21 protein-coding genes and 2 pseudogenes are annotated in these 23972 nt (G+C 63.5%); 6 read left to right on the forward strand and 17 right to left on the reverse strand.

The annotated features are described in order from the left end of the window. Positions 1-2: 2 nt before the first annotated feature. From AWB68_RS14375 to AWB68_RS14435, 13 genes are all read right to left on the reverse strand, one after another. Positions 3-572, reverse strand: a complete 570-nt coding sequence (locus tag AWB68_RS14375) for a phage baseplate assembly protein V (RefSeq protein ID WP_087645027.1) — start codon at positions 570-572, stop codon at positions 3-5. Further along, the gene (locus AWB68_RS14380) at positions 569-1708 is read right to left on the reverse strand and encodes a hypothetical protein (protein ID WP_200828695.1); all 1140 of its coding nucleotides are present in this window, start codon (positions 1706-1708) and stop codon (positions 569-571) included. Before AWB68_RS14380 ends, AWB68_RS14375 begins: the two co-directional genes overlap by 4 nt. Further along, entirely contained in the window at positions 1701-2060 is a 360-nt protein-coding gene (locus tag AWB68_RS14385) for a LysM peptidoglycan-binding domain-containing protein (RefSeq protein ID WP_087645028.1), read from the reverse strand. The genes AWB68_RS14380 and AWB68_RS14385 overlap by 8 nt, the downstream gene beginning before the upstream one ends. Further along, the gene (locus AWB68_RS14390; RefSeq protein ID WP_087645029.1) at positions 2057-2731 is read right to left on the reverse strand and encodes a hypothetical protein; all 675 of its coding nucleotides are present in this window, start codon (positions 2729-2731) and stop codon (positions 2057-2059) included. The genes AWB68_RS14385 and AWB68_RS14390 overlap by 4 nt, the downstream gene beginning before the upstream one ends. Beyond that, the gene (locus AWB68_RS14395; protein ID WP_087645030.1) at positions 2728-4482 is read right to left on the reverse strand and encodes an eCIS core domain-containing protein; all 1755 of its coding nucleotides are present in this window, start codon (positions 4480-4482) and stop codon (positions 2728-2730) included. Before AWB68_RS14395 ends, AWB68_RS14390 begins: the two co-directional genes overlap by 4 nt. Continuing rightward, positions 4479-4745: a hypothetical protein gene (locus tag AWB68_RS14400; protein WP_087645031.1), complete on the reverse strand. Its 267-nt coding sequence runs from the start codon at positions 4743-4745 to the stop codon at positions 4479-4481. The genes AWB68_RS14395 and AWB68_RS14400 overlap by 4 nt, the downstream gene beginning before the upstream one ends. Beyond that, complete coding sequence (locus AWB68_RS14405; protein ID WP_087645032.1) at positions 4742-6658, reverse strand: ATP-binding protein; 1917 nt, start codon at positions 6656-6658, stop codon at positions 4742-4744. Before AWB68_RS14405 ends, AWB68_RS14400 begins: the two co-directional genes overlap by 4 nt. 2 nt (positions 6659-6660) lie before the next feature. Further along, positions 6661-7938, reverse strand: coding sequence for a Pvc16 family protein (locus AWB68_RS14410; protein ID WP_087645033.1), 1278 nt, complete (start codon positions 7936-7938; stop codon positions 6661-6663). Beyond that, positions 7935-8681: a hypothetical protein gene (locus AWB68_RS14415; RefSeq protein WP_160110015.1), complete on the reverse strand. Its 747-nt coding sequence runs from the start codon at positions 8679-8681 to the stop codon at positions 7935-7937. The genes AWB68_RS14410 and AWB68_RS14415 overlap by 4 nt, the downstream gene beginning before the upstream one ends. Beyond that, positions 8612-9331, reverse strand: coding sequence for a hypothetical protein (locus AWB68_RS14420; RefSeq protein WP_087645035.1), 720 nt, complete (start codon positions 9329-9331; stop codon positions 8612-8614). Before AWB68_RS14420 ends, AWB68_RS14415 begins: the two co-directional genes overlap by 70 nt. Positions 9332-9334: 3 nt before the next feature. After that, positions 9335-9865 (reverse strand): phage tail protein, encoded by a 531-nt coding sequence (locus tag AWB68_RS14425; protein WP_087645036.1) that lies wholly within the window; start codon positions 9863-9865, stop codon positions 9335-9337. Positions 9866-9874: 9 nt separating this feature from the next. Next, the gene (locus AWB68_RS14430) at positions 9875-11425 is read right to left on the reverse strand and encodes a phage tail sheath family protein (RefSeq protein WP_087645048.1); all 1551 of its coding nucleotides are present in this window, start codon (positions 11423-11425) and stop codon (positions 9875-9877) included. Between the two features lie 174 nt (positions 11426-11599). Then, positions 11600-12607 (reverse strand): sigma-54 interaction domain-containing protein, encoded by a 1008-nt coding sequence (locus AWB68_RS14435; RefSeq protein WP_235028332.1) that lies wholly within the window; start codon positions 12605-12607, stop codon positions 11600-11602. A gap of 1407 nt (positions 12608-14014) precedes the next feature. Between AWB68_RS14435 and AWB68_RS14440 the strand changes: the two genes are divergently transcribed. From AWB68_RS14440 to AWB68_RS14460, 6 genes and pseudogenes are all read left to right on the forward strand, one after another. Further along, on the forward strand, positions 14015-15376 hold the full coding sequence (locus AWB68_RS14440; protein WP_087645038.1) for an MFS transporter: 1362 nt from the start codon (positions 14015-14017) through the stop codon (positions 15374-15376). Positions 15377-15426: 50 nt separating this feature from the next. After that, entirely contained in the window at positions 15427-16398 is a 972-nt protein-coding gene (locus tag AWB68_RS14445) for a dipeptidase (protein ID WP_087645039.1), read from the forward strand. 25 nt (positions 16399-16423) lie between these two features. After that, positions 16424-16572, forward strand: a pseudogene (locus tag AWB68_RS51390) (DUF5943 domain-containing protein); the annotation flags it as partial. Positions 16573-16593: 21 nt separating this feature from the next. Next, a complete protein-coding gene (locus AWB68_RS51395) occupies positions 16594-16872 on the forward strand; it encodes a hypothetical protein (protein ID WP_374729575.1) in 279 nt (92 codons plus the stop codon). 83 nt (positions 16873-16955) lie between these two features. Next, the gene (locus AWB68_RS14455) at positions 16956-17528 is read left to right on the forward strand and encodes a PAS and helix-turn-helix domain-containing protein (protein ID WP_087645040.1); all 573 of its coding nucleotides are present in this window, start codon (positions 16956-16958) and stop codon (positions 17526-17528) included. A 652-nt stretch (positions 17529-18180) separates the two neighbouring features. Beyond that, positions 18181-20058, forward strand: a complete 1878-nt coding sequence (locus AWB68_RS14460) for a potassium transporter Kup (RefSeq protein ID WP_087645041.1) — start codon at positions 18181-18183, stop codon at positions 20056-20058. Between the two features lie 149 nt (positions 20059-20207). On the opposite strand, the gene AWB68_RS14465 is transcribed toward AWB68_RS14460, so the two are convergent. From AWB68_RS14465 to AWB68_RS14480, 4 genes and pseudogenes are all read right to left on the reverse strand, one after another. Further along, positions 20208-20570 carry a response regulator gene (locus AWB68_RS14465; protein WP_087645042.1) on the reverse strand — a complete coding sequence of 121 codons (363 nt, stop codon included), beginning with the start codon at positions 20568-20570 and terminating at the stop codon, positions 20208-20210. Between the two features lie 493 nt (positions 20571-21063). After that, positions 21064-21861, reverse strand: a complete 798-nt coding sequence (locus AWB68_RS14470) for an MOSC domain-containing protein (protein ID WP_087645043.1) — start codon at positions 21859-21861, stop codon at positions 21064-21066. Between the two features lie 968 nt (positions 21862-22829). Then, positions 22830-23174 (reverse strand): annotated as a pseudogene (locus AWB68_RS14475) (citrate/2-methylcitrate synthase); the annotation flags it as partial. A gap of 6 nt (positions 23175-23180) precedes the next feature. Then, positions 23181-23972 (reverse strand): porin (locus tag AWB68_RS14480; protein ID WP_160110016.1); only part of this gene is annotated, 792 nt, incomplete at its 5' end.

The raw sequence follows: 23972 nt of genomic DNA on the forward strand, positions 1-23972 counted from the left end.
GGCTAAACCACCGTCAGGGCGCCGAGGTTGATGTCCACGGTGGGGCCGACCAGCGTAATCGAGGCGCCCTGCCCGTTCTGGATGTAGATGCCGGTCTCGTTGATGACCAGCATCGCGCCCGACAGCGTCTTCAGGATGATCCCGCCGGTGGCCGGCGTCGGCGCCGAATCGGAAAGGATCAGCGTGTTCTGGCCGGTCGTCTGCATCACGATGTTTTGGCCGGGCGGAATCGGCGGCGGCGCGACGGCGAGAGGCGGCACGTCGGCGACGAACCCCCAGAAGCCGCCGGTCCAGATCGGGTAATCGGGATTGCCCTGCTCGAACTCCATCCAGATCGAGGAGCCGATCGGCGGCACGATGAACACGCCCGACTGGATGCCGGCCGCCGGCACGCAGGGCATCGCCCAGCTCGATGGCAGTTCGCCCAGCACGTCGGGCACCTGCGCCATCAGCCGTCCGCGCTGCTCGGGATCGATGTTTTCGAGCACCGTCGCGCGGTACTTGCCGTAGTACCGGTTCGGCGCGGCGGGTCCGGTGCCCGGGCCCTGGACGGCGGTTTCGGGAGCATTCATGGCAATACCCTCGGGACGGTCGAGACCAGGCCGTTCCTGGTCAGCGAGAAGCTCTGCTTGTATTCGCCGGGCTTGATCTTGTGCGTGACGCTCTTCACGTAGTGCAGCCCGTCGAAGGCCATGCCCGCGCCGCGCACGCCGACCAGACCGCGCGGGCTCAGGATGCGGCCGTAGCGCGCCACGTCGAGCGTGCCCTCGCCAGTCACCGCGTCGGCCCACTGCGCGGCCTTGGCGAGCCCGATCATGATGGCTTCGGGCACCGGGCGCTTCGAAAGGTCGTCCGACACGGGCTGCAAATCGGTGAGGCTGGTCGGGATCGGCGGGATCGCGCCGAGCGGCGGATTGAGCGGCGTGATCGGCGGAATGGGAATCGGGATCGTGACCGCGGTCTCTTCGTTGTAGATAAAGACCGTCGGTATCCGGCACTTCTGGCTGTCGAAGTTGAAGCTCAGCGATTCGACGTTCGAGGCCGCGTCCATGTCGATGTTCAGCGACGGCTGCGGCACGCCCGCCTTGATGAGCGGCCCCCAGTAGGCAACGCTCGTTCCCGGCACCGGCCCCGGGTTCAGGTAGAACACATAGCCGACCTGGTCGGCCAGTGCCTGGATGTAGTTCAGGTCGGTGCCCTGCTGCGCGGCGATCGCCTCGGTCGGCAGCACTTCGCTGATCATGATGCTCGGAATGATGAGCGGCACGATGCCGAGGAACGACCACTTTGCGAGGAGCAGCGCCACCCGCCCTTCGGCGGGCGTGGCCGGAAAAGGAAAGCCGCTGAAGTTGATCTGGTTCATCAGCGCCGTCAGGTCCTCGCCCGTGAGCACGAGCGTAGCGTGAGTGCGGCTCGAACCCGGCACGATCTGGTGATTGGTGATGACGCCGTCCATCAGAACCTGCGAGTTCCCCTTGACCACCACCGTCACGATCACGCGCAGGAAGAGGATCGGATTGCCGCCCGACAGCAGGAATAGCGTCTCCAGCGGCGAGCGGTTGGAGATCGCGAACGAGATCTGGAAGGTGCTCGCGCCGAGATCGCGGTTCGTGACCTCGATGCTCACGAGCGCATCGAGCACCTCGCGCGGCACGGGGACCGGCACGAGCGGTCCGATCATCAACGACAGGTTGACGCTGCTAAGCACCTGTTCCTCCCGGCACCGATTGCGGCAAGGTGATGCGCAGGGCACTGCCCTCGGTCAGCAGGTCGGCCGGGCGTACCGCTGCGTTGGCGTCGGCGATGCGCCAGAAGAGGATCGGGTCGCCCAGATAGGTCGAGGCGATCAGGTCGAGGCGGTCGTTCTGCTTGACCCGCACCTGCCCGATCACCGAGAAGAGCGACGGGTCGGGCACGAAGCGGCGCGCCAGATAGGCCGCCGTGCGTCCGTCGGCGAAGGTGTAGGTCTGCGTCGCGGTGGCGGCGTAGCGGCTGTTCGCAGGGAACGCGGCCGTCGGAATGACGCCCGCTTCGAGCATCTGCTGCAACGGGTTCTTCATGAACGACCTCCGAGGGGATTGGCATTCAGGCCGAGCACCGACAGCGCCGCCGAGACGCTGCGCGCGGCCAGTTGCTCCTTCTGCGCCAGATAGTTCATGAACAGGATCCCGCCGGGGTGCTGGTAGCCGAGGTCGTCGACCGAGAGCACGCGCAGGCCGAGCGAGATCTTGGCGCGGATCGGGTTGAGATCGGGATCGAAGGCTTCCTCGGTGATCGAGAAATCGGTGAGACGCACCGGCGTGATGCGGTTCCTGCTCCACACGAACAGCAGGAGCGGCGATTCCATCGGAATGATCTCGAGCATGCCCTGCGCTTCCAGCGCGCTGTTGGCGAGCAGGTCCGTCGAGCTCGGATGCGCGAGGACCTCCAGCGCGGCGAGCTGGGGATGGATGCCGAACTGCACGGCGTCCGGATTGTTGTCCGGGTCCGCGAGCTGGTCGGTGGCGTCGATCTCGGCTTCGAGCTTGATGGTCTCGACCGCCGGGCCCTTCAGGCGCAGAGCCTCCGAGCGGTCCTTCTCGTCGCTCGCGAGCGCCTGCGGCGCCAGGCTGCGGGTCAGCGTATCGGGGTTGTATTGCAGCGAGATCACCCGCTGGATGGTCGAGGTGGCGACATCGGCCACGACGATGCCCGCCTTGAGCAGCTTCGGGGAGTTGGGGAACGCGCTCATGGTTTGCTCGCCTTGGTCGCCTTGGTGGAATTCGGAGCCGCGGGATAGGCGGCCCCGACGAGCTTGCGCTCGCAGGCGTCGGGACTCGATCGCGCGGTCTGCGCCTTGGGCCCCTCGGGGACCTTGTCCACCTGAGTCGATGTTCCCTTGGGCGGCACCTGCGCGCCAGCGGCGAACACGGGCATCAGCACCTCGACGCGCCGCTCTGCCGGTGAGCCGGGCAGAGCGCCCGGGCTGGCGGGATCGGAGTCCTGCACGCCGGCCACGCGCGTGAACCGGTCGACCTCCGTGGTCATCCCGAGCGGTTTCAGCAGGTCCGGCGCGCCGTCGGTCCGCAGCACTTGCCTGACCGAGAACGCGCGCTTGTCGCTGACGTCGGGGCTCGTATTCGCGGCTGCGGCCTCGTTGCGGTCGCTGTGGCCGATGACGTCGATGAAGGTGCCGTTCTGACGGCTGTAGTTGGCCGCGAAGCGCAGCCTGGCCTGCTCGTCGGCGGGCAGGAGCGCGGCGTCGGACAGGCCGCCACCGAATCCCGTCACGGTCAGCCGGTCGACCGACTCGCCGCGGTGCGGGCCGGAGCCGGCCAGACCGCGCAACTGGCTGGCGGCCACGCCCTGTTCGCTCGAAATGGCGTTTTCGATCCGGACCGTGGGATCGTGCACGTCGCTCGACAGCCGGTTCGCAGCCGACGGATGCGCGCCGATCTGCATGAGGGCCGCATGGCCGCACAGCTCATGGCCGGCGGTGGGCACGAGGCCCTGGAAGGCCGGCACGCCACGCGCCGTGTAGCTGCCCCAGTCGAGCGGCGCGTGCTCGCTCGGCAGCACGATATCGCCGCCGCTGCCGGCTGGACGCGTGAAGGACGAGACCAGCTGGCTGATGTGGATCGTCCAGGTGTCCGTTGCATTGACCAGGATGTTCAGGCAACAGCATCCGGTGGCATGGGTGCCGGCGGCGAGCGGGTCGGGCGCGAGACTCTGAGCGCCCTTCGCGGCGACCTCGCCGCTTCCCGCCGGTCCGGCGGCGGCGCCCTTGTCGACCGCAAACGACGGGCACAGCGCGGCGATCACGCGGTCCATCATGTCGAGCCGTTCGAAGGCCGACAGGCTCGCGGCCGGATCGGCAGCGACGAGATTCGTGAGCGGCCTGCCGCCGGCGATCGTCAGGCTCGAACCGGCATCCACCACGAGCCGGCGCTGCACCGAGGGCGTCGTCTTGTCGAGAGGCGGCACGTGACGGCCCGCCGCCACCTCGCGCGCGCTCTCGTCGGCCGCCTTTTCGTGGTGCGATGCCGCCGTCGCGACGCGTTCGTCCCCGCCACGGCTGCCAGCGCCTTCCTGCTGCACCACGTGCGCCAGCTCGTGCGCCAGCAGATCGAGCCCGGCACGCGACTGCGGATCGAAAGCGTTGGGCGCGAAGAAGATGTCGTCGCCGATGGTGTAGGCATGCGCGGCCATCGCTTGCGCCGCCTGCGCGGCATCGACATCGGCGTGAATGCGGACCTTGCCGAAGTCGTGGCCGAAGCGCAGCTCCATCGCGCGGCGCGTCGGCGCATCGAGCGCGCGTCCCGGCGCCTGCCGCGCCTCGCGGACCATCGCCGGCGGGCTCGCCGAGTCGAGCGCGCCGCGGCGCGCAGCCGGACTCGCCGGCCCCGCCTCACGGCAATCCGCGCAGGCGCCGCACTCGCACGACTTCGCGGCGCCGGGCATCCCGGCCGGTGTGAACGGGTGAGTGAAGCGCGACCGGTTCATCGTGCAAGCCCTCGCCCGATCGCGCGTCCAACCTGCACGCCGAGCGTACGCGCGGCCGGTGCGGACGAGAAACGCAGGCGCGGCAGACGCAGCACAGGCTGGCTGCCGTCGCGGACCAGCCGGGACGCGACGCCGGGCTGGCCGAGCAGGCGCGTCAGCTCTTCGCTGAGACCGCGCGCGAGCGATTGGCGGTCTTCCGGCCGCACGCCGCGCAGCACCAGCGTGTCGATCGAAAGGTGGATGCGCCGGACCGGTGCGCTCATAGCCACCCCCGTGTTTCCTGGTCCGAGAGCGCGCGCTCGATCTTGCGCGCCTCGCTGTGGCTCGCCGCGAGCAGATGCCGCATGGTGACCGGACCGCCCTGCTCGGCGGCGAGAAAGGCGGCGTTGAGCGCGATATTGCGGATGTTGCCGCCCGCCAGATGCGCCTGCGCCAGCTTGCGCGGATCGACGCCCTCGACCGGCGCCGCCTTCGGAAAGGCGCGCTGCCAGATCGCTTCGCGCAGCGCCGCATCGGGAAACGGAAACTCGACCACGAAGCGCAGCCGGCGCTGGAACGAGCGGTCGAGCGAAGTGCGCAGGTTGGTGGTGAGGATGGCCACGCCGCGATAGGCCTCGATCCGCTGCAACACATAGCCGACTTCGATGTTGGCGTAGCGGTCGTGGCTGTCCTTCACTTCGCTGCGCTTGCCGAATAGCGCGTCGGCCTCGTCGAAGAGCAGTACCGAGCCGGTGTCCTCCGCGGCATCGAAGACCTGCCTGAGGTTCTTCTCGGTCTCGCCGATGTACTTGCTGACCACCGAGGCGAGATCGATGCGGTAAAGGTCGAGCGCGAGCTCGCGCGCCAGCACCTCCGCCGCGAGCGTCTTGCCGGTGCCGCTCTCGCCGACGAAGAGCGCGCTGATGCCGAGGCCCCGCGAGCTCGCCGCGGCGAAGCCCCAGCTGTCGTACACCTTCATGCGCTGGCGCGCCTGGGCAACGATCTGCCGCAACGTCCCGGCCTCGGTCGCGGGCACCACGAGGTCGTCCCACGAAGCCGTGGCCTCGATGCGCTGGGCCAGATCGTCGAGACGGCGGCGGCCGAGCACACGGCACGCCTGCCACGCGACAGCTTCGAGCTCGTCCGCGCCGGCAGCGCGGGCCGTGATCTCCCGGCCGGCGCGGCGGATGCTGTCGGCGCTCAGGCGGAACTGCAAGGCGAGGCGGTCCAGCGCGCCGTTGAGCTTCGGCGCCACCGGCCCGAGCGCCTCCTTCCACAGGCGCAGCTGCTCCTTCGGCGCGGGCTTGTGCACGTCGAAGACGCGGCTCGCGCAGCGCAACCCGACGGCATCGCGCACGCCGAGCAGCAGCAGCCCCTGCAAGCCTTCCAGACAGCGCCGCAAGGGCAGCGGCAGCGTGCCGTCGCCGCATTGGACCAGCAGCGCGGCCGGCAGCAGCGCGGCCTCGCGCAGCCACAGTGTCTGGAACAGATCGAGGTCCGGAGGCATCACGCCGGCGCTGACATCGAGCACGTACAGATGCAGGCCGAGCTCGTTCGCGACGCGCGCGGCCAGCTCTTCCTTGCCGTCCGTGTCGTCTCCCGCGAACTGGATCAGCGGCGCGGGACGATCCGCAGCCAGCAGCTCGCGCACGATCGCCTCGGCCTCCCCGGCGTGGGACTGGATGCTTCCCTGCACCGCCGTGCAACGACGCAAAAGCGGCTCGAGCCGCCGGTCGAGCTCGTTCAGGCCGGCGACGAAATGCAGGATGCGCTCGTCGATGTGAAGCGGGCTCGTCGCCAGCATGGGGCCCGGCTCCACGTCGACGAGACGCCAGCGCCGCAAGGTCGCCGAGGGCGTCAGCGCGCTCCAGTGCGGCGCGTCGAGCACCGCCAGCGCGAGCCCGAAGGTCGGATTGGCCGCGCGCGCAACGCCGAGCGCCGCGCCGCACGCCTCTGCGAGCGCCGCATCCATTTCGGTGCCCGCGCACAGCAGGATCAGCTCGCGCTCGAACGGTGTCAGCGCGAATGCCTCGGCGAGGCGGCCGATCGCCGTCGCGGAGTTCGCATCGGCGAGCGCGTCTTCGAGGGGCGTGTGCGCCGCCCGCTCGTCGGCGAGCCGCGCGTGCAATGCGGCGAACGCGGCGAGCAGCGCGCGTTGGTTCGCGTCGAGCCAGTCGTTGGCACAGGCGGCTTGCATGGCTAGGTCACCGTGATCGTCTTGTCGAGATACGCGGGCGGGCTGGCGCTCAGATCGAGGATGAAGCTGTCGATGCCATCGACCTGCACGCGCGCGAGGTAGGTGCCCGGACCCACCGGCGCGACGAAGCTCAGATTCGAGGACGTGGCCGTGAGCGGCGTGGCCGCCACCTGCGACGCGCCGAGCAGCAGCGAGACCGATTGCTCCTGAAGCACCGGCGGCGCGACGCTCAGATTGATCGCGACGCTGCCACCGGCCCCGGCGACGCTCATCGGCAAGGCGGTGGTGATGGCGGGCGCGATCACGAGCGGCAGCGCGTTGGTCGTCACCTGCTTGGGCTGGCCCGCGAGCAGCATCACCGAAAGCTGGTACACGCCCACCGGCCAGCTGGCGGCCGGATTCGACGGCAAGGCCGGCGGCAGCACGAACTGCACGCCGGTGCTGGTGCTGGGCGCGGTGGCGGCGATCGACTCCCGGATGCCGAACTTGTCATTCGAGAGCAGGATGCGCGGCGCGGGATCGGCCAGCGCGATGCCGTCGACGGTGACGGTGTCGCCGATCAGCGCGGCCGGCTGCGCGAGCGGCGGCACGATGCGCGTGACGTTTGGCACTGCCGGAACCAGGCCCGTCTGCGCGGTGACGTTGCGCGTGAGCACCGGCAGCGGCGAAACCGCGGGCTGTTCGAGGCGGATCAGCACCACGGTCACCTGAAACGAGAAGGTGGGCCGGTAATGCGCCTGCATCGCCGTCCAGAAGCGCGACATCTCCTCGGTGTTGAGCGGGAACGGCGATATCTTCAACTGCTCGAACTGGTCGGCGAGCCCCACGATCCTGAGCGGCCCCTGGTACGCCACCGAGGTCGTGCTGACCCCGCCGCCGTTGAGCGCCGCGCGCACGATGTCGCGTGACAGCACCGGCGTCTCGTGGAACACCTGCAACGCATAGCCGAGCAGCACCTCGGCCTCCAGGTCCACCGATCCGTAGGCGGTGAGGAAGTAATGCATGTCGATGGCAAGCGGCGGGTTGGTCATGCGCCGGCCGGTCTCGTCGCGTGAGGGCAACTCGCGGTTGCGCCAGGCCATGTTCGGGTAGACCTGATGCAGGAACAGGTTGATGCGGGGCTTTGCGTTAGCGACGGTCAAATCGATGAGGTCGGGCGGCATGGCGCTCACCGTCACCACCTGACCCGAGCCTCCGGTAACCAGCGGCACGCCCATGCCGTTCGTGAGCATGTACTCCAGCACTGCCGTGACGCCTGCCACCGCGTAGGAGGTGCTCATCGCGTGGCCCCGCGCCGCTTCGCCTCATACTGGGCAAGCGACATCGCCGTCTGCCGCCGGGGCGGCGTGGACCTGTTCACCGGCGCCGCGAGTTCCGCGCTGACTTCGATGCGCCCGATCGTGACGTGGACTTCCGGCAACGCCGCCACCGGCTGCGCCATCCCGCCGGGCGCGGCGCGGACCGCGGACGGCGCCGCGGCGGCCCGCCATTCGCCGAGCGCTTGTGCGCGCGCGGCGGGCCAAGGCTGCTCGCGTGGCGCAGCCTCCGACGGCTCGCGCGGCGCGGCGGCCGCATCCGGCGACGGTGCGCTGACGTCATGCGGGTCGCGCAGCGTCAGGACGTGTCGGGGCGCCTCGTCATGGCGCACGGCGGCCATGGGGTTCGTGGCCGGCGCGGCGGCCGCCTGCGCCCCGTCGTGCGCGGAATGCCGGGCGGCGGCGCCGCCGGGGAGAACCTCCGGCTGGGCGGCCGCCGCACGCACGGCGGGCGCCGCAGCGCCCGGTCCGGCGTCCTGCCGGTTCGCGGCGACGGGGGTGGATTCGTGATCCGGTCCGTCCAGCGACGGTGTCGAGTCGAAGAGCGCGAGCAGGTCACGCCGGGGACGCGGCAGCGCTTCGCCCGAGCCGTCCTGGCCGCGCCGCGCGGCCCGCACCATGTTCGCCAGATAGCCTTTCATGCGAGCAGTTCCAGATAGGCCTTGCGGCGCGCGGGCGCCATCCCGAGGATGTCCCGTTCCGACCATCCATAAGCACGCGCAAGCCGATGGACTTCGACCAGCAGCGCACGGGCGCGCACGTCAATCTCTTCGCGAAAATATCTGGGCAGATCGAGCGGCTGGTCCCAGACGCAGCAGCAGTCGGGACACGCGAGGCTCAGTTGAAGGTTGCCCAACGGATCGGCGGCCTCGAATGCGGCGTCGAGCGATGCCAGCAGGGCCTCGGTCCACTCGACGCGGGCCGGATCGTCGATGCAGCACGAGCGCGCGAGCGCGACGACCGCGTCGCGCTCGTCGCCGAGGCCGCTCACGGCGACGAGGTCACGGCGCGTCGGCAGGCGGAACCCCAGGCCCTGCACGCAAAGCGCTGGAGCGTCGGCGTGATCGGCCGAACCGTCGCGCTGGATCTTCAAAAGCGCATCGCCATCGAGCTCGAATTCGAGCCGCGCGCCGCATTGCGGACAGTCCATCGCGGCTTCGAGCGTCGCGCCGAACGTGGCGCAACGCAGCTCGAGCAGCGCCGTCTGGCAGCGCCCGAGCGGCCATTCGTCGAGGTGCGCGTCGCCCGCCATGCGCACGCTCGCCAACAGGTCGGCGCAGTCGTCGCAGTCGGCGCGACGGCGAGCGTCCCGCCGGGCCCAGATGTCGAGCAGCAACGCGTCGTCCAGAGGTTGCATGGATCACCCGACCGGCGGTTCGGTAAAGCTCGGCTCCTGCGGCTCGACCACGTCGTAGTCGCGCTCCCAGCCTTCGTTTTCGAGCTTCAGGTGCTGGATGGCGACGGCGTTGGCGTTGGCGTCTAGATCGGGCAGCGACTGGTATTCGGACACCCAGCAGCGGTAGACCTTGTAGGCGATGGCGAGCTGCCCCGCCTCGTTGTAGAACTCGAGGATGATGTCCTTGCGGAAATCCTGCAGCGAGACTTCCTTGCCGGCGCCGCCGACATAGTTCCAGACCTTGTTGGCCCACTGCTCGAACTCGGGATCGTGGGTGACGCCGCGCTCGAGCGTGATCGCCTCGTACTTGCTGCGTCCCGGCGATTTGCGCGAGCTCGAATGGTCGCCGCCTTCGCGGTGCTCGACCACTTCCGTGGTGCGCTTGAGCGCGCTGCACTTGCTGATTCCCGCCACGTAGCGGCCGCCCCACTTGATGCGAAACTTGAAGTTCTTGTAGGGATCGAAGCGGGACGTGTTGACGCTGAACTGTGCCATCGCGTTCTCCTAGGTCTGCACCTGACCGGCCATCTGCTGGATCTGCAGCACCACGAACTCCGCTGGCTGCAACGGTGCGAATCCGACCCACACGTTCACCACGCCCATGTTGATGTCGTTCTGGGTGGTGATCTGGCCGTCGCACTTGACGAAGTACGCCTCGCGCGCCGATGCGCCCTGGAACGCGCCCTTGGTGTAGAGATCATGCATGAAGGCGCCGACGTTCAGCCGCAGTTGCGCCCACAGCGGGTTGTCGTTCGGCTCGAACACCGCCCACTGCGTGCCGCGATAGAGCGATTCCTCCAGGTAGAGCGCGAGCCGCCGGACCGGCACGTACTTCCATTCGGAACCCACCTGGTCGTTGCCTTGCAGGGTACGTGCGCCCCACACCACGTTGCCGTACACCCTGAAACTTCTCAGACAGTTGACGGCCATGATGTTCAGCGTGCCGTTTTCGAGGTCGGTCAGCGGGATGACCAGTCCGGTCGCACCCGTGAGGCTCGCGTCGACACCCGCGGGCGCCTTCCAGATGCCCCGCGAGGCGTCAGTCGATGCGTAGATGCCGGCGACGAACCCGCACGGCGGATAGGAAGCGATGCGTCCCTGCTGCAGCGGGTCGGGCGCGTCGACCCAAGGGTAGTAGAGCGCCGAGTTGATCGAATCCTTGCCGGTGATCTGGCTGTTTGGCCCGTTGGCCTCGAACGTGGCGAGGCTCACCGTCGGATCGGAATCGACGATCAGGAAGGCGCGGTGCGCACGGCAGTAGCCCTGAAGCAGGGCGATCGTGGCCGCGTCGGTCTCGGCCGGCACGCACAGCAGGTTGAAGAGGTCGACCCGGTCCAGCAGGAAGACCCCGCCGCTTCCGGTGTTGTCGGCGTTGAGCGCCTTGTGGAATGCGGATGTGCCCGGCGTCAGCACGTTGCCGTCGAGACTCGAGCCGGCGAGCGTGTACGGGGACGGCGGCGAGCCGCCTCCGGGCGGATTGGGCTTCGGCGCCACCGTCGTGATGCTGCTCAGCTGGATGAAGCTCGATCCGCTGTTGACGACGCTGCCCACATAGCGCCCTTGCGGATCGGCGGTGTCGTTCGAGAGATTCGTGAAACTCTCGACGATCGATTCACTGCCGCCGGCGGGCGTGTAGGTGACGAGCACGGAGAAGCGCGTCGCATCGCCCGGCTTGGCCACGATGCGCACGCCATAGAACGTTGCCCACATGCCGGGGCTGGACGCCGTCGCCACGAAGGCCGTGCCGCCGCTCGTATCGGGCACGCTGACCTTGGCCGAACCCGCCGTCGCCGAGTCCACGAGACGGACGATATAAGCCTGCTGTCCGCCGTTGTTGAAGAACTGGTTGACGCTGTAGCCGAGCGTGCTGCGGGAGTCGAGCCCGCCGAAGACGCGCTGGAACTCCGGCCAGCTCTGCACCAGGGTGGCCTGCGTGGTCGGCCCCTGCGCGGCCCAGCCGATGAATCCGGTGATGGACGTGGCCACGCCCACGATGGTGTGGATGCCGCTCGGCACTTCTTCGATGTACACACCCGGGAAGGTGTAGGTCGTCATGGTTGGCGTCTCCATGGGCACGAGCGTCGCCAGTGCGCGCCGCTTCGTGCGCTTGAAAAGCGAGCGGCATGCCAAGGCGCCGGATCATGCGCGATCAGGCAGCGAAAGCGTTGATCGAAAAAGCAGGGCGCGAGAACGCGACGCGGTGCGCCAGCGCCGGAATTCGCGCGGGTGTCACCTGTGCGATGTGACACCCGCGCAGCGTGGCGGACCCGCATCCGGGGCTTTGTGAGGTGTCACAGCGGGTGTCACACGCTGTCTCACCTGTGACGGGGACGATTCCGCGATGCCATAGCGCGACATCTTGCGATAGAGGGTCATGCGGGAACACCGCAGCTCGCGCGCCGCCAGCGTCTTGTTCCACTGTGCCGCGATCAGCGCCGAAAGAATCCGGCTGCGCTCCAGCCTCGTTACGTCCGCGGCGGCAGGCCCCGTCGTCGTACGCAAGCTGTCGGGCAGATGGCACAGATCCACGGTGTGCTCGGGCGGATCGACGAACACGACTTCGAGCAGATTGCGCAGCTCGCGCACATTGCCCGGCCAGTCATGGTTCATGACGCATGACAGCGCCGCGGCGGTGAACTCACGCACGCCCTGGGCGTGGCGGGCATTCATTTCCGAAAGGAAGTGGCGCAGCAGCATCGGGATGTCCGCCCTGCGCTCGCGCAACGGCGGCAAGTGGATGCGGGCGACGTTCAAGCGGTAATAGAGATCCTTGCGAAAGCGGTTCGCCGCGACGAGCTCGCCGAGATCCTGGTTGGTAGCGGCGACGACCCGCACATCGAGCGCGATCGCCCGCTTGCTGCCCAGCGGATAGACCTCGCGGCTTTCGAGTGCTCTCAGTATCTTCGCCTGCGCATAGAGGCTCATTTCGCCGATCTCGTCGAGAAACAGCGTGCCTCCCTTCGCGGCGCGGAACTTGCCTTCGTACGCGGCTTGCGCCCCCGTGAAGGCCCCACGCTCGAACCCGAACAGTTCGCTTTCCAATAGCGCGTCCGGCAATGCAGCGCAGTTGACTGGCATGAAGGGGCCGTTCGAGCGCGCACTCTGTCGATGGATAGACTGCGCGACGCACTCCTTGCCGGTGCCGGTTTCGCCGGTCAGCAGCACGTTGATCTCGGAGCGCGCCACCTTGAGCACGAACGCCTTGGCGCTGCGCATAGCCTCAGTGTTGCCCAGCAACGCATGCGTCGTGCACGGGGACCAGAATGTGGATGCCACCAACGGAGTTGCTTGCATGAGCGTTTATCCGGCTTGTCCCGATTCCGTGGACGTCAATGACTCAAATTGCGGGACCGTATCGACCCGGGTTATCGTCGGCACGAGTTCGCCAAGTTTGCGTGACGCACGTCACGCAAATGCATGCGGAGTCAATCCGCTCCACGTTGCGTTGGTCTTCCATGCCTGAATCTGTTTCTTCAAACAAAATAGCATGTCTAATGGATTAATCTTCGCTCGAGTGAGTTTTCAGTACCGATGCGCCAATCTAAGTATTTTCGCATGGCGGCGCCATCGTAGCGACGAGCGCAGGGTCGTGCCATCCAAGACATACAAAAACCAGTTTAGTTAGTCGCGGGCAAGTTTTAAAGCGCAAAATGTCGTGATAATCCGCCATGCAAGCCGTCAGGCTCACCGGACGTAATACCGGGGCACGGTCCGTCGGATTTTCGATCAATGAATGCCCGGCTCGACGCAAGGACGACGCACCCGTGATTGATCTCAGGCGCGAACGTCTTTAGCGATATTGTTGGATCAGAGACGCAATCAGAAAGACCCCGTTGGGGCTGGGGGCTGCTAACCGATTCGGCAAGCTATGACCTTGGCCATCTGAACAACTGGCACCAGGGATGGGCGCGCGGATTGTCGGCGACGAACTCTCGGCGCTGTAAAGTCATTGCTTCCGACGCACTCGATCAAGCCTCTATTGAATTTACGTGCATGACTGCATGCGACGTCCTATTATTGATATTCATACGTCATACTAATGATATTGCAGCGTGCGACAAATGTAGGAAGGCTAGTGTTGCGAACCGGCGGATTTCAATCGCGTCTGCGCGCGATTTGGCACAAACCCTTTGATCGAGTGAAGGCTATTTAAAGCAGAATTGCAAGAAATTTTTCATTGCCTGCGGCCGGGGTAGGATGTCCGCTATCCTGATGATGGCCGACGTCGGTCAGCCAGACACTTTACCCTCTCTTGGCGTCACTTTCTGGGCAAGCACAGTTGTCATGCCCTACCGATCCGTTCCAAGTGAGCACCGAGTTTCGTCCGTATCAGGGGCGGAAGAGCGGACGCTCGTTTGGCCTCTGTACGGCTCCGAACGTGCGGCGCCGCACCGCTGCAGGATCGAATATTGCCCCGTCGAGTTCGAAGGTGGGAATTTGCAAGACGGACGCTGGACACGAAGCGGTCTCATACGTTTGTTGAACCCGCGTCGAATTTCCATGGTTCTTGTCGCGAACGCTGCGCCGCTTCCTCGCCACTGGACGTGATCACCTAGGTAATTGACACGTATGGACCTAGGTAATTTGAGCCTCTACCCTGCTTTTGATACCGGAACGAACCGACATTCAAACAGGAGAGGAACAATGCCAGCTCACGACACTCAACAGGTGGACACCAAGACGCTACGAAGAGTTATCGCGGCGGCTTCAATTGGAAATTTTGTCGAATGGTTCGATTTCGCCGCGTACGGATTTCTGGCAACCATCCTGACGCGGGAGTTCTTTCCCAGTGGCGACCCTACTGTCGGGCTTCTGAAAACGTTCGCGGTATTTGCGGTCGCGTTCGCATTCCGTCCGCTGGGCGGCCTCTTCTTTGGGGTCGTCGGCGACCGGATCGGCCGCAAGCGAACACTCGCTTTCACGATCCTGCTGATGGCCGGCTCGACGACGTTGATCGGCGTTCTCCCGACTTACGCGAGCATCGGCTACTGGGCGCCGCTCCTGCTTACGATCATTCGCTGCGTTCAAGGATTTTCCGCAGGCGGCGAGTACGCGGGGGCTTGCGCTTACGTGATGGAACATGCTCCACGTCGTCGTCGCGCGTTCTTCGGCAGCTTCGTTCCGGTTTCGACTTTCTCATCGTTCGCTTGCGCGGCCGTTGTTGCGTATTTGCTCGAATCCTCGTTGTCGTCGCAAGCGATGGTCGACTGGGGTTGGCGCATTCCGTTTCTGATCGCGGCGCCGGTCGGTCTCATCGGCGTCTACCTGCGCGTCAATTTAAACGAAACGCCCGCATTTCAGGCGCTCGAAGGAAAGAAGGAAGTTGCGCACGCGCCCTTGGTGGAAACCCTGCATTCCCAGTCTCGGAACATCTTGAAGCTCGGCGCCTTCGTATCGGTCACAGCCCTGTCGTTCTACACGTTCACGACGTACTTCGCGACCTATCTTCAAGTGGTCGGCCATCTGTCTCGCGGCACCTCGCTGCTGGTGACCGTCCTCGCCCTTCTCTTCGCTGCGGCCTTGTGCCCGCTCGCCGGCTTCTTCTCCGACCTGGTGGGCCGCCGGGCGACGATCGCGAGCACCTGCATCTTCATCATCGCGTCGGTTTATCCCGCCTTCGCGCTGGGTGGATCGGGTGTCTTGTCGCAGTCGTTGGCTGGTGTGGCGCTCCTCGCCATCGGCGCCGTGCTCTCGGGCGTGGTGACCGCACCGCTCATGTCGGAAGTATTCGCAACGAAGACGCGATACACCGCGTCCGCGATCACCTACAACCTGGCGTACACGATCTTCGGCGGCACCGCGCCGCTGGTCGCGACATGGTTGATCTCCGCCACCGGAACGAATCTGTCGCCCGCGTACTACCTGATCGCGGTGTCGATCTTCTCGATGATCGGCGGCCTCGCGCTGCATGAAACATCGAAGACCGCACTTGAAGAAGCCGGTCCCGCCACCGACAGCCCGAGCAACGCCGCCTCGGTCAATCACACATTCGAACGAATCTCCTGAGCGCGCGGTTCCCTTTCGACTCGTACATGCATACTGATCGGATAAAAGCAATGAGCAGCCTTCACGATTCGAGCATCATCATCGACGGTCTGAACATATCGAAGTTCGAGCGCTCCGTGTTCGAAGACATGCGCAAGGGCGGAGTCACGGCCGTGAACTGCACGGTCTCCGTCTGGGACGACTTCCAGAAAACCATCGACAACATCGCGGAAATGAAACGGCAGATCCGCGAATACAGCGAAATCCTCACGCTCGTGCGCACGACCGACGACATCGTGCGCGCGAAGAAGGCGAACAAGACCGGCATCATCTTCGGCTTTCAGAACTCCTATGCGTTCGAGGACAACCTCGGCTATATCGAAGTGTTCAAGGAACTCGGCGTGAATGTCGTGCAGCTTTGCTACAACACGCAGAATCTTGTCGGCACCGGCTCTTACGAACCGGACGGCGGATTGTCTGGATACGGCCGCGAAGTGATCCAGGAGATGAATCGCGTCGGCATCATGGTGGATCTTTCGCACGTCGGCGCGAAGACATCCTCGGACGCCATCGCGTGCTCGAAGAAGCCCGTCACGTACTCGCATTGCTGCCCATCCGGATTGAAAGAACATCCGCGCAACAAGACAGACGATCAACTGCGCGAGATCGCTGAAGCCGACGGCTTCGTCGGCGTGACGATGTTCATGCCGTTTCTTCGACGGGGCGCGGACGCGACCGTCGAAGATTATCTCGAAGCGATCGAATATGTAATCGATGTGATCGGCGAAGACAAGGTCGGCATCGGCACCGACTTCACGCAGGGTTACAGCACCGAGTTCTTCGACTGGATCACGCACGACAAAGGCCGCTATCGTCGTCTGACGGACTTCGGCAAGGTCGTCAATCCGGAGGGCATTCGGACGATCGGTGAATTCTCGAACCTGACGTCCGCGATGGAACGCGCTGGCTGGAGCGAATCGCGCATCAAGAAGGTGATGGGAGATAACTGGCTGCGCGTATTCGGCGAAGTCTGGAACGGCTGAATGGAACCGAGAATACGAACCCGTCATGCAGCCTCAATTGCCTATCGACGTCGATCCGCAAACCGGCGTCTGGACCACCGACGCGCTGCCGATGCTCTATGTGCCGCGCCACTTCTTCACGAACAATCATATTGCTGTCGAAGAAGCCCTCGGCCGCGAAGCGTCAGCGGCATGGCGGTGTTCGAGCACTCTCTGATGCGCTTGTCGCAGCGCGGCTGGGGCTTGTTGAGCATCGTCGAAGCCGACCCGGCGACGTCGCGTGCGCGCATCCATCTGCGTCATTCGTCAATCGTGCTTGCACAGCCGAGCAAGCACGGAACACTCTGCTACATGTTCGCGGGCTGGTTCGCCGGCGCGATGGATTGGCTCAATGACACCGCTCCTGCCGGCACGGCAACAGGACCGCGCTCGAAGGCAATCGAATCGCAATGTGCGGGCGGAAGTCACGATTGCTGCGTCTTTCACGTCGCGTGACCGTTGGCCCGCGCGCTACACTCACATAGGAGCCTACGTACACACAAGCCGTGCTCAGAACGCAATCCACGCCGATATACAACATGCCGCACATGACCGACACGATGTCCAGTCTCGACTACGAGGACCTCTTCAGGCATCTGCCAGTCGCAGTCATCGTGGCCAGAGAGCGAATCATGGTGGACTGCAATACGAGAGCTCTGGAACTGTTCAGGGCGGAACGCAGCGACATCGTCGACCAGTCCTTCTCGAAGCTTTATCCCCAGCAGAAAGACTTCGCGACGACCGGTCGGCGCCTCGCGCCGCTAATCGCGAAGCGCGCGGTGTTCAGCGACGACCGCATCATGCGTCGCATCGACGGCAGTCATTTCTGGGTTACTGTATGCGGCTTCGGCTATAACCCGAAGCGGCCTTTCGAACTGGCTATCTGGACTTTTGCCGACCTGTCGGACAACGCAAAGCAGACTGACGTCGCGAGCACGTTGACGGAGCGCGAGCGCGACGTCGCCGCGTTGCTCGTGCACGGCTTGACGAGCAAGGAGATCGGCAAGGAATTGAACATCAGCCCACGCACGGTCGACATCCATCGCGCAAGCCTGCTGCGAAAGTATGAAGTGCGGGCGACATCCGATCTCATCGCCCGGCTTCTTGCGTGAACCTCGCTTCAGACGGCGCCAATGGATCACTGGCAAGTCGATGGATGACTGCAATGAGGAAAAGCTGTTCGTCTCGGAACTGAGGGTGAAGTCGCTCCTGCGCAAGATCAACTCGAATCTCGGCGCACAAAACCGGACGCAGGCCGTCGCCATCGGCAGGACGCGGGGCTTGATCCAGAAACCGCGCGGACGGCCGCGAGGCGCACGCGCACCATGCGGGCAGACTTCTCGCGATAGGTTATCCATTCGACCTGTTCGATTCCGAAACGTGGAGTTCATCGCCCGCGTCGCACACCTACCGGCGGCAGCATCGAACACGCCCTGCTCCCGAAAAAATCTCCATCCCAACCATGAGTTATCGGAAAGCCAACGTCTTACTTTAGAGTGCGCAGACTTCCATGCAGCGTCCTGCCGACCCGCATGCATACACTTGCGCAAATATCGCGGCTACGGATTCAGAGCTGGCAGGAAATGGCGCCCGCCTATAATGACCATCACAAGGTGGGAAGCGGCGCCGCGGCGAACTGCCGGGACGTAAAGCGGAGGTCGGTTTCGGTCCGATGCGATGCGACGGTTGCGGAAGTTGAAGTGGGCTGGAGCCGCAGTTTGCTCTGCCGATAGATGCTTTGAGGCTCAACAATGAGGCGGCGTCGTGACCACAGACTCCAATAAAAGTAGCATTGCTGCGCTGACGCTCGCTGCCATTGGAATTGTATACGGCGACATTGGAACCAGTCCGCTTTACACCATGAAGGAGGTATTCGCGAAGCATCACGGTCTTTCGCCTGTCCCTGTCAATGTGCTGGGGGTGGTCTCGCTGATTTTGTGGGGCCTCATAATCGTGATTTCGCTCAAGTACGTAACTCTTGTTTTGCGGGCGGACAACCGAGGTGAAGGCGGGATTATGGCGATGACCGCGTTAGCGCTATCGTCGGTCACTCAGAAATCCCGCTGGTACTATCCGGTGATGCTGCTTGGCATGGTCGGCGCGGGGCTGTTTTTCGGCGACGGCGTGATTACGCCAGCCATTTCAGTCTTGTCGGCCATTGAAGGGTTGGAAGTGGCCGCGCCTGGTCTTAAGCCGTATGTTATCCCTGTGACGTTGGCCGTTCTGGTTGCACTATACTTGGTGCAGCGCAGGGGCACAGCCGGTATCGGAAAATGGTTCGGCCCGATTGTCCTGGTCTGGTTCATTACGCTTGCTGCGATGGGCATCGCTAATATCGCTAAGAACCCGGTCATTCTGATTGCCTTCAATCCGCTCCACGCCCTCGGCTTCCTCATTCACAACGGGTGGTTCGCCTTCGTCGCCCTCGGTGCGGTTGTCCTGGCGCTCACCGGTGCCGAAGCGCTGTATGCTGATATGGGCCATTTTGGCAAGAAGACAGTTCGCCTGGCCTGGTTCTCTATCGTCGCTCCCGCGCTGGCACTCAATTACCTCGGGCAAGGCGCCTTGTTGTTATCGAACCCGGCGGCGGTTTCAAATCCTTTTTTTCTGCAACTTGGCCCTTGGAGCGTCTATCCGCTCGTAGTGCTCTCGACGATGGCGACTGTTATCGCATCGCAGGCGACAATCTCGGGTGCATTTTCAGTGACTCAGCAAGCTATTGCCCTGGGCTTCCTGCCCCGTATGCGCATCCGCCAGACCTCTGAAAGCCAAAAGGGGCAAATCTACATCCCACTCGTCAATTGGCTACAGCTCGCGGCTGTCATTTTGGCCGTCGTGGGATTCGGCTCGTCTTCCAATTTGGCCTCGGCCTATGGCATTGCTGCGACCGCTACCATGTTGACAACGACGCTGCTCACGTTCTTCGTTGTTCGCTTCGGCTGGAAGTTCGCGTTGTTGCTGTCGGTCGCAGCGACCGGATTCTTTTTGATGATCGACGTAGCTTTGTTCTCTTCCACGAGTTTGAAAATCATTAGCGGCGGCTGGTTTACGCTGACAATCAGTGCGCTAATGGTCATGCTCATGCTGACGTGGCGAAGGGGGCGCGAACTGGTTTTCCAAAGCCTCCAACGCCAACTCATCCCTCTCGACGACTTCCTCCAGTCGCTATTCATCAATCCACCGCTACGCGTCCCTGGCACAGCCGTCTTTTTCCGTGCTGAAGGTGACGGCGTTCCGCATGCGCTGCTGCATAACCTGTTGCATAACCAGGTGCTGCATGAACGAACGATATTTTTGACTGTGTTCGCTACCGACATCCCCAGGATTCCGGATAGGGAACGCATCAAGGTGGTCCCGCTTGGACACAACTGCTATCAAGTCAACGTCTTCTATGGATTCTCGGATGAGCGCGACATACCGAACGCTTTGCAAAAAGGTCGGCACGCAGGACTCTCGATTGACCCGATGCAAACCTCCTTCTTTATCGCCCGCCAGACAGTCCTCGCCACGCCGAAAGCCGGCATGGCGCTATGGCGGGAGGCCTTGTATGCTGCGATGTCTCGCAACGCCCGCGACGCGGCTGATTACTTCAAGATTCCTCCCAATCGGGTCATCGAACTGGGAGCGCAGGTAGAGATTTGAAGGGGTATTTTAGACTCGAACCAAGGGTGCCGGCTCCGTCCTTGGCAGCATCACGTCGTATCCGCGTAGAAGTCCGCGATTGGTGTCGCAAGCGAATTGGCGTTCATGAGCAACTGAGGGGACCGACGCAAGCTCCGCTGAATCGAAGTCTATGGTCGCCCGGCTCTTTCGGCCGCGGCTTGGCAAACGCGATCGATCACCTGCTGCAATTGTTCGATCGAATATGGCTTGGGCAGCGATTCGTGAATATAGCGAGTATCGCTGATGACCGGCGGCTCGCAGCCGGACACGAATACAATTGCACCCTCGTACCGCATCTCGACAAGCTTGCTTGCAAGCTCGATTCCCGACATGCCCGTCAATGTGATGTCCGTGAGGACGGCGTCGAAGCGCTCGTCTGCGAACGCCTGAAGCGCGTCTTCGGCCGACGCCGCTTGAACCACAACATGTCCGGGCGTCGACAGAATGTCGCAGGTCGCTTCGCGTGCCGCTGGATCGTCGTCGACCAGCAATAGCCGGTACCTGTGCTACGGCTTTGCTGCTTCGCCCGCTTTTACATCAAGCGTCGATACGATCGGCCGCGTATCTGCGACGTCAGGAGCATCGTTCGATACTCCGAGCATGTTTTCCCTTTTTTGCGACCTTCATTTTCTGTGCGCCTCGGTTTCTTCAAGGTGACGGACCGGATCGCCACGAGGCTGCGCGACAACGTATCGGATGCGGGGATCGTCGCCATCGCAGTCTTCGGCGCCGGGGATCGATGCCAAGTAAGCTTAGGCCGCCCGAGAGCGGGCATTTGAATCTACGCTAGAAAGCGGAGCTTTTCCGAGGACATGTCGGCGGGCCAATTTTCCCAGATCAACCGCTTTTGTGGAATCACCCTTTCTCCAATCCGACATTCGAAAACCGCGCCCAAAGATCGACCAATGAGCGCAGGCTCGCGCTCTCGCTCACTCAAGCACCTTCGCTAGGTTTCCCGGGTGCGGCGGAAGTCCCGACGCCTACTTAGTCTGCTGTCGGCTCTAATCCGTCGTCGCTCACAAGTTCGATCGCATCGTGCGGTGAAATCGGTCCGCCCTTTACCACCTCTGCGTATACGCCGAGGTCGCCATGCACGACGTACTCCCGGATAGCAAGCGGAAGATTTAGACCGCGCTCGCCGGTCGCCGGGTCGACACTCGTTGCTGCACACCGCTTCGTGCGTCGAACGATCTTCAACCTCGCGTCTCCAATTACAAGTTCTCGGCCCAGCCACTCCAGCTCGCTCCACGCGGGTGCGCCTTCGAAATAGACATTCGCACGAAAGCGGATTGGATCGAGCTCCATACCAACTCGCTCGCCAAGGTCACGTACCGTTGCGAGGTTGATCAACGAGATGCTTCGCATTAGCGCGACCGAGTGGACACTGACGTCCGTGAATTGATGGCCGGGCGCATGTACGACCTTCGGCTCTCCAGGAAACGGCGTCGCCAGAAAGTCGCGCATGAACGCGGCAACACTTTCTCGACCAGCGTCAGAAGAGAGGTCATAGCGATCGGTTGCATCGCCATGCCGCACTTCGAGCTCGCCTGAGTCTTCGAAATAGCGCGTCTTCAGTTTCGCCAAGCGCTCGTACTTCGCGAGCATCAAGAATTTGGTTTTCGGCTCCGGCGTCGGTTGCTGTGGGTCGAACATGAAGGAGCCGTCTGTGATAGCAAAGGCTCTATCGAGAGGAAAACCGTGGGCGGCGATCAATTCTACGCTCGGCAGGCGCTCTGCCGAAAGGCCCTTGACAGGATACCGATTGAGCGAATGGACAAACATTACTACCTCCGCGACCCGATTTGCGCAGGGAAATCCTTGTTAGCGGGCTAACGCCGGTCAAGTCCGGGAATCCAAGACCTTCGTAGCTTTGAGATCTACCGATCCCGCGTAGTGAATACCGCTTCGGTCAACGAGTCTAGGGACCGGTGCGCCTTTTTGAAGGATTTGTATAAAGGCTCTCGATCCCGCTGATCTCACGACCAACCAACAATATCGCGCCTGACAGCCAATCTTGGTCAAAAGGCCGAGGGAGGTATTGCGCTCGACGGCCATCAGAGAGGATCGACTCCTTCGTCGGTTGTGAATACTTTTCGCGGAAAGTCGACAAGACGCTCACCCAGGGGCGCAAGCGTAGTGTAATTGCCGGACATTGTGCGCGCAGTGACCGGCCAATGTGGATCGAGAAATGTAATCTACCACGGCTTAGCAGTGGGACCAATCAATGGCATGCAACTGCACTGACCTATGCCAGCCTCACGCCCGCTTGTACATCGAACTTTGCGCGCGTAGCGTGCGGTTCCGCCGTCGCGTCCTCGCAAACGCGGAATTCGGCAAGGTCGGCAAGCCCAGCGCGTTCGGCCAGAACACACATCATGTCGAGTCGGGGCGCGTGGCACTCGGCCACGGGTCGCCTCCTGGATCTCTATCGGGTGGCGAGCGGAACGCTCGCTCTCGGAATAATTCGTGACCGTGCAGCATTTTCCCTCCGGGGCGGAGCGACAGATCAGGCATGACTGGTCTTGTAGTCGTAAACACCCCGGCCACTCTACGCGTACGCAGCAGGTCGACCGCTCGAGCAACGCGGCCGGCGAACTGTTCATGACGCCGCCAGATTGCCTTACACGTATCCCGTCGCCATAGTCCACCGGCCCAATTGCCGGTTCGTGCTTGTCAAGACTCTAACGTGGGCGATCGGCGATCCATTTTTGCGCGACATCTCGGCTCACGCCAGGCCCGCGTGTCACTCGTCACCGGGAAGCCACAGCCCGTTGAGCGTTCCCGATAAACAACTGGCGCGGCCGGCCGATCTTCTGTTCCGGGTCGGCAATCATCTCGTTCCACTGCGCGATCCAGCCGACTGTGCGCGCCATCGCGAAGATGCACCTGAACATCGACGTCGGGATGCCCAGAGCGCGCTGCACGATACCCGAGTAGAAGTCGACGTTCGGGTACAGCTTGCGCGATACGAAGTATTCGTCTTCCAGCGCGATCTTTTCCAGTTCCATCGCGAGCTTGAAGAGCGGGTCGTCGTGCAGGCCGAGTTCTTCAAGCACTTCGTGACACGTTTCGCGCATCAGCTTCGCGCGCGGATCGCCAAACTAGAACTTGTGGCGGATCCCTACCACGGCGGCCACTTGCGTCTCGGTGGTCGACGGAGCGCCGATCGCTTCGATCCATGCGTGCAGGTGCTGCGACGTCTTTTGATAAAAGCCGTTCAAATAGATGTCCGTCCGTTTCGAAAGGAAGTACTGTACGCCCGCGCTGGCCTGCCAATAGTTGCCCGAGCCCGATCCCTGAGTTACGTGGGTATACGTCTCGCCGATCGCCGCCTGCAATGCTGGCGTGAACTTGTAGCGAAGGCTGGCTTCACCATTTTCAAAGCGTACCGATCCGGTGCCTCCCCCGCTGCCAGTCGCGCCCGAGAACAGCGAGCCGCGGGCCGGATTGCCAAAGAGCGCCCCGGTATACAACAGGCCAATCGTCGCTGCGCCGAAGGCGTAGGTGCCGCCCGCGCCCCACTGCTGAACGGTCTCGGCGCTGGCCAGGGCGGGCATCGTGGAGGCACTATAGAAGTTGTCCGACGGAATGGCGCCCACTGTGTCGCCCTTGAACGCCGGATTGGCCAAACGCACATAGGCTGCACCCAGGGAAATGGGCCCGTTCACGTATCCCGCACCGAAGCTGTAGGCGCGGTTGACAGCGAAGTTTCCTGAGTTCGAGAAAGCGTACATCGCCTCCGCCTGAAAACCCGCATAGCTTAGCGTCGTGTACTTCACCGCGTTATCGACGCGATATGTATTGTTGATGTTGTCATTATCGAGCGGGTGCGTCGCGTAGGCCGTGAGCGCCGTGCTGCCGCCAACCTGCAGCGGCGCGACAAAAACCTGCAG

The sequence above is a fragment of the Caballeronia choica genome, assembly GCF_001544535.1.
Taxonomy (GTDB): Bacteria; Pseudomonadota; Gammaproteobacteria; order Burkholderiales; family Burkholderiaceae; genus Caballeronia; species Caballeronia choica.

Coding starts and splice junctions, on each gene's coding strand:
- AWB68_RS14395 (WP_087645030.1), bottom strand. CDS start 4,482: ATGAACCGGTCGCGCTTCACTCACCCGTTCACACCGGCCGGGATGCCC.
- AWB68_RS14430 (WP_087645048.1), bottom strand. CDS start 11,425: ATGACGACCTACACCTTCCCGGGTGTGTACATCGAAGAAGTGCCGAGC.
- AWB68_RS14410 (WP_087645033.1), bottom strand. CDS start 7,938: ATGAGCACCTCCTACGCGGTGGCAGGCGTCACGGCAGTGCTGGAGTAC.
- AWB68_RS51395 (WP_374729575.1), top strand. CDS start 16,594: ATGCGCTTGTCGCAGCGCGGCTGGGGCTTGTTGAGCATCGTCGAAGCC.
- AWB68_RS14425 (WP_087645036.1), bottom strand. CDS start 9,865: ATGGCACAGTTCAGCGTCAACACGTCCCGCTTCGATCCCTACAAGAAC.
- AWB68_RS14375 (WP_087645027.1), bottom strand. CDS start 572: ATGAATGCTCCCGAAACCGCCGTCCAGGGCCCGGGCACCGGACCCGCC.
- AWB68_RS14405 (WP_087645032.1), bottom strand. CDS start 6,658: ATGCAAGCCGCCTGTGCCAACGACTGGCTCGACGCGAACCAACGCGCG.
- AWB68_RS14385 (WP_087645028.1), bottom strand. CDS start 2,060: ATGAAGAACCCGTTGCAGCAGATGCTCGAAGCGGGCGTCATTCCGACG.
- AWB68_RS14420 (WP_087645035.1), bottom strand. CDS start 9,331: ATGCAACCTCTGGACGACGCGTTGCTGCTCGACATCTGGGCCCGGCGG.
- AWB68_RS14400 (WP_087645031.1), bottom strand. CDS start 4,745: ATGAGCGCACCGGTCCGGCGCATCCACCTTTCGATCGACACGCTGGTG.
- AWB68_RS14390 (WP_087645029.1), bottom strand. CDS start 2,731: ATGAGCGCGTTCCCCAACTCCCCGAAGCTGCTCAAGGCGGGCATCGTC.
- AWB68_RS14440 (WP_087645038.1), top strand. CDS start 14,015: ATGCCAGCTCACGACACTCAACAGGTGGACACCAAGACGCTACGAAGA.
- AWB68_RS14470 (WP_087645043.1), bottom strand. CDS start 21,861: ATGTTTGTCCATTCGCTCAATCGGTATCCTGTCAAGGGCCTTTCGGCA.
- AWB68_RS14455 (WP_087645040.1), top strand. CDS start 16,956: ATGCCGCACATGACCGACACGATGTCCAGTCTCGACTACGAGGACCTC.
- AWB68_RS14445 (WP_087645039.1), top strand. CDS start 15,427: ATGAGCAGCCTTCACGATTCGAGCATCATCATCGACGGTCTGAACATA.
- AWB68_RS14415 (WP_160110015.1), bottom strand. CDS start 8,681: ATGGTCGGAACGGGACATCCTCGGGATGGCGCCCGCGCGCCGCAAGGC.